Here is a 4,943-nt window from a genome sequence, read left to right as displayed (position 1 = left end):
AAGGCTACGACGTGGTCGGCACCGTGCGTGGCAATCGCCAGGACTCGGCGCTGCGCCGCTACCCGTCGAAGCTGATCAACCTCGCCGTGCAACGCTCCACCGGCGTCGCCATGAGCGACTACGGCTGCATGTTGCGCGCCTATCGCCGCACGATCATCGACGCGATGCTCGCCTGCCGTGAACGCAGCACGTTCATCCCGATCCTCGCCAACAGCTTCGCCCGCCACACCACCGAAATCGTTGTCGCCCACGCCGAGCGTGAACACGGCGATTCGAAATACAGCCCGATGCGCCTGATCAACCTGATGTTCGATCTGGTGACGTGCATGACCACCACACCGCTGCGTCTGCTGAGCATCGTCGGCTTCGGGATGGCAGGGTTGGGCGTGCTGTTCGCCATTGCGCTGATCGTGCTGCGCCTGGCGTTCGGCGCCGGCTGGGCGGGTGACGGCACGTTCGTCCTGTTCGCCGTACTGTTCGTGTTCACCGGTGGCCAGTTCATCGGCATGGGCCTGCTGGGTGAATACCTGGGTCGCATGTACAGCGACGTGCGCGCCCGCCCACGCTTCTTCATTGAAAAGGTGCTGCGCAGTCAGCCGGCCGATCCGGCCCCTGCGGTCACCGTTGATGGTCTCTCTTCTTCCCCTACTTCTTCCGATCAGGTTCTCTCATGAGTGCAAAAACTGTTGTCTTCGCCTACCACGATATTGGCTGCGCCGGCATTGAAGCCCTGCTCGACAGCGGCTATGACATTGCAGCAGTGTTCACTCACGCCGATGACCCGAAAGAAAACGCGTTCTACGCGTCGGTGGCGCAACTGTGCGCCAGCAAAGGCATCCCGGTGCACGCCCCGGAAGACGCCAACCACCCACTGTGGATCGAACGTATTGCCAAGCTGAACCCGGAATACATTTTCTCCTTCTACTATCGCAACCTGCTGAGCGAAGCACTGCTGGCCACCGCCAAAAAAGGCGCGTTCAACCTGCACGGCTCGCTGCTGCCACGCTACCGCGGTCGCGCACCGGCGAACTGGGTGCTGGTCAACGGTGAAACCGAAACCGGCGTTACCCTGCACCGCATGGTCAAACGCGCTGATGCCGGCGCCATTGTGGCCCAGCAACGCGTAGCCATCGAGCGCAGCGACACCGGTCTGACCCTGCACGCCAAACTGCGCACTGCCGCCAGCGATCTGCTGCGCGACACCCTGCCGAACATGCTGCAAGGCAAGATCACCGAAACTCCGCAGGACGAGTCCAAAGCGACCGTGTTCGGTCGTCGCACTCCGGCGGACGGCAAACTGGTCTGGGCCAAACCGGCTGAAGAGCTGTTCAACCTGGTGCGTGCCGTGACCCGTCCGTACCCGGGCGCCTTCTGCGCCGTGGGCGAGCACAAGCTGATCGTCTGGAGCGCCGAAGTCGTCAAGGGCAACGAAGGTCAGGCCCCTGGCCGTGTGATCAGCGTCGATCCACTGCGCATTGCCTGCGGTGAAGACTCGCTGGTAGTCACTGCCGGTCAGCGCAACGACAACGGTCTGTACCTGAGTGGCCCGCAACTGGCCAACGAACTGGGTCTGGTTGACGGCTCGCTGTTGCGCGGTGCCGAGTCCGGTCGTGCGCCACGTCGTACCCGCGTACTGATCCTCGGCGTCAACGGTTTCATCGGTAACCACCTGTCCGAGCGCCTGCTGCGTGACGACCGTTACGATGTCTACGGTCTGGACATCGGCTCCGACGCCATCGAGCGTCTGCGCAGCCACCCGAACTTCCACTTCGTCGAAGGCGACATCAGCATTCACTCCGAGTGGATCGAATACCACATCAAGAAGTGCGACGTGGTTCTGCCGCTGGTGGCCATCGCTACTCCGATCGAATACACCCGCAACCCGTTGCGCGTATTCGAACTGGACTTCGAAGAGAACCTGAAACTGGTTCGCTACTGCGTCAAGTACAACAAGCGCGTGATCTTCCCGTCGACCTCCGAAGTCTATGGCATGTGCCAGGACAAGAACTTCGACGAAGACACCTCGAACCTGATCGTTGGCCCGATCAACAAGCAGCGCTGGATCTACTCCGTATCCAAGCAACTGCTGGACCGCGTGATCTGGGCTTACGGCGCCAAAGGCCTGAACTTCACCCTGTTCCGTCCGTTCAACTGGATGGGCCCGCGTCTGGACCGTCTGGATTCGGCCCGTATCGGCAGCTCCCGCGCCATCACCCAGCTGATCCTCAACCTGGTGGAAGGCACGCCGATCCGTCTGTTCGACGGTGGCGAGCAGAAGCGCTGCTTCACCGACATCGCTGACGGCATCGAAGCTCTGGCCCGCATCGTCGATAACGAAAACGATGCCTGCAACGGCCAGATCATCAACATCGGCAACCCGGACAACGAAGCCAGCATCCGTCAGTTGGGCGAAGAGCTGCTGCGTCAGTTCGAAGCGCACCCGCTGCGCCACAACTTCCCTCCGTTCGCCGGTTTCCGCGACGTGGAAAGCAAGGCGTTCTACGGTGCCGGCTACCAGGACGTGGAACACCGCAAGCCAAGCATCGCCAACGCCAAGCGCCTGCTGAACTGGGAACCGACCGTGGAGATGAGCGAAACCATCGGCAACACCCTGGACTTCTTCCTGCGTGAAGCCATGCTCGAAATCGCGGACAAGAAGTAATGCAGGCAGGACTTCGTATAGATGTCGACACCTACCGCGGCACCCGTGAAGGTGTGCCGCGACTGTTGGAGATGCTCGACGAGGCTCAGGTCAAGGCAACGTTTTTCTTCAGTGTCGGCCCGGACAACATGGGTCGGCATCTGTGGCGCCTGATCCGCCCGCAGTTCCTCTGGAAAATGCTGCGTTCCAACGCCGCCGGCCTGTACGGCTGGGACATTCTGCTGGCCGGCACTGCCTGGCCGGGCAAACCGATTGGCCGCGATCTCGGGCACCTGATGCGTCAGGCCCGGGACGCCGGTCATGAGGTCGGCCTGCACGCCTGGGATCACCACGGCTGGCAAGCCAATGCCGGGCGCTGGAGCCAGGCGCAACTGATCGAGCAGATTCGTCAGGGCGTCGACACGTTGAGCGATATCCTCGGTGCCAAGATCGAGTGTTCGGCCTCCGCCGGCTGGCGTGCGGACGAACGGGTGATCGAGGCCAAGCAGGCCTTCGGCTTTCGCTACAACAGCGATTGCCGCGGGCAAAGCCTGTTCCGTCCGCTGCTGGCGGACGGCACACCGGGCACGCCGCAGGTTCCGGTGGACTTGCCGACCTTCGATGAAGTGGTCGGCCCGCACGTGGCGGCGAAGGACTTCAACGCCTTCATCCTCGACCGGTTCCGGCCGCAGGCACTCAACGTCTATACCATTCATGCCGAAGTAGAAGGGATTCTGATGGCTCAGGACTTTCGTCAATTGCTGGTCGATGCTCGCCAGCGCAGTATTGACTTCCAACCCTTGGGCAACCTGTTGCCCGAGTATTTCAACTCCTTGCCCGTGGGTCGCGTGCAACGCGGTGCGCTCGAAGGCCGTGAAGGCTGGCTGGGAGTGCAAGGCGCATGACCAGACGCTGGGCACTGCCGCTGTTGATCGGGCTCTGTCTGCTGGCCTATCTGTTGCCGTTGAGCACACATGGCCTGTGGATCCCCGACGAAACCCGTTACGCACAGATCAGCCAGGACATGCTGCTGAGCGGCAACTGGGTCTCGCCGCATTTCATGGGGCTGCGTTATTTCGAGAAACCGATTGCCGGTTACTGGATGATCGCCATCGGCCAGGAATTGTTCGGGCAGAATCTGTTCGGCGTGCGTTTCGCGTCGGCCCTGAGCACGGCCTTGAGTATGCTGCTGGCCTACCTGATCGCGCGCCGGATGTGGAACGATCCGCGCAAGAGTTTCGTCTGCGCCCTGCTCTACATGAGCTTCACCGTCGTTGCCGGTCAGGCCGGGTACGCCAACCTCGATCCGCAGTTCACCTTCTGGGTCAACCTGAGTCTGGTGGCGCTGTGGTTTGCGCTCGACAGCAAAAGCACCGGCCAACGTCTGGGGGCCTGGGCTGTGCTGGGACTGGCCTGCGGCATGGGGTTCATGACCAAGGGTTTTCTCGCCTGGTTGTTACCGGTGCTGATCGCGTTGCCGTGGATGCTCTGGCAGAAACGCTGGCGCGAACTGCTGGTGTTCGGTCCGGTGGCCATCGCCATCGCGATCGTCGTCAGCTTGCCGTGGGCACTGGCGGTGCATGCGCAGGAACCGGATTACTGGCGGTTCTTCTTCTGGCACGAACACATTCGCCGGTTTGCCGGCGACGATGCGCAGCACGATGCGCCGTGGTGGTTCTACTTGCCGCTGCTGGTGGCATTCAGTCTGCCGTGGGTCGGCCTGTTGCCAAGCGCTTTCCGGCAAGCCTGGCAAACCCGGGCCCAGCCGAAGATGGTCTTTCTGCTGTTGTGGCTGTTGCTGCCACTGGGCTTTTTCAGCCTGAGCAACGGCAAACTGCCGACCTACATCCTGCCGTGCCTGTTGCCGATGGCGTTGCTGCTGGGCAATGCGCTGGCTGATCGCTTGCGGCTGGAGCAAGGCCGGGCACTGGGGATCAATGGCCTGCTGAATCTGCTGCTGGGCGTGGTCCTGCTGATCGCACTGGTTTACCTGCAATTGAAAAAACCGGTGTACGACCACGAACTGCACAGCATGGTGCTGGTGTTCATCGCCCTGATCGGCTGGATCATCGCAAACCTCGCGCAAGCGTTCCTGCCGCTGCAATGCTGGGCGGCACCGGCACTGGGCAGCCTGTTGCTGGCGGGGGTGCTGCCGGCTGCGTTGCCCAAGTCGGTGGTGGCCAACAAAACCCCGGATCAGTTCATCCGGCATCACGTCACTGAACTGTCCGGCACCACGCATTTGCTGAGCAACGACCTGGGCGCTGCAGCAGCCTTGGCCTGGCGCCTGAAAACGCCGCAG

The 4,943-nt window shown here is 62.0% G+C and carries 4 protein-coding genes; all 4 read left to right on the top strand.

The genetic code is table 11. The annotated features are described in order from the left end of the window. A partial coding sequence (locus DBR24_RS29510; RefSeq protein ID WP_256591969.1) for an undecaprenyl-phosphate 4-deoxy-4-formamido-L-arabinose transferase occupies positions 1–674 on the top strand: 674 nt, incomplete at its 5' end. Then, entirely contained in the window at positions 671–2,662 is a 1,992-nt protein-coding gene (arnA, locus tag DBR24_RS29505; RefSeq protein ID WP_128616460.1) for a bifunctional UDP-4-amino-4-deoxy-L-arabinose formyltransferase/UDP-glucuronic acid oxidase ArnA, read from the top strand. The genes DBR24_RS29510 and arnA, both read left to right, overlap by 4 nt. After that, positions 2,662–3,546, top strand: a complete 885-nt coding sequence (gene arnD / locus DBR24_RS29500; RefSeq protein ID WP_128616459.1) for a 4-deoxy-4-formamido-L-arabinose-phosphoundecaprenol deformylase — start codon at positions 2,662–2,664, stop codon at positions 3,544–3,546. Before arnA ends, arnD begins: the two co-directional genes overlap by 1 nt. Further along, on the top strand, positions 3,543–4,943 hold a 1,401-nt coding region (gene arnT / locus DBR24_RS29495), incomplete at its 3' end, for a lipid IV(A) 4-amino-4-deoxy-L-arabinosyltransferase (protein WP_256591968.1). The genes arnD and arnT, both read left to right, overlap by 4 nt.

The organism is Pseudomonas sp. HMWF006 (assembly GCF_003061205.1).
GTDB lineage: Bacteria > Pseudomonadota > Gammaproteobacteria > Pseudomonadales > Pseudomonadaceae > Aquipseudomonas > Aquipseudomonas monsensis.
This window is presented reverse-complemented; position numbering and strand designations above follow the sequence as displayed.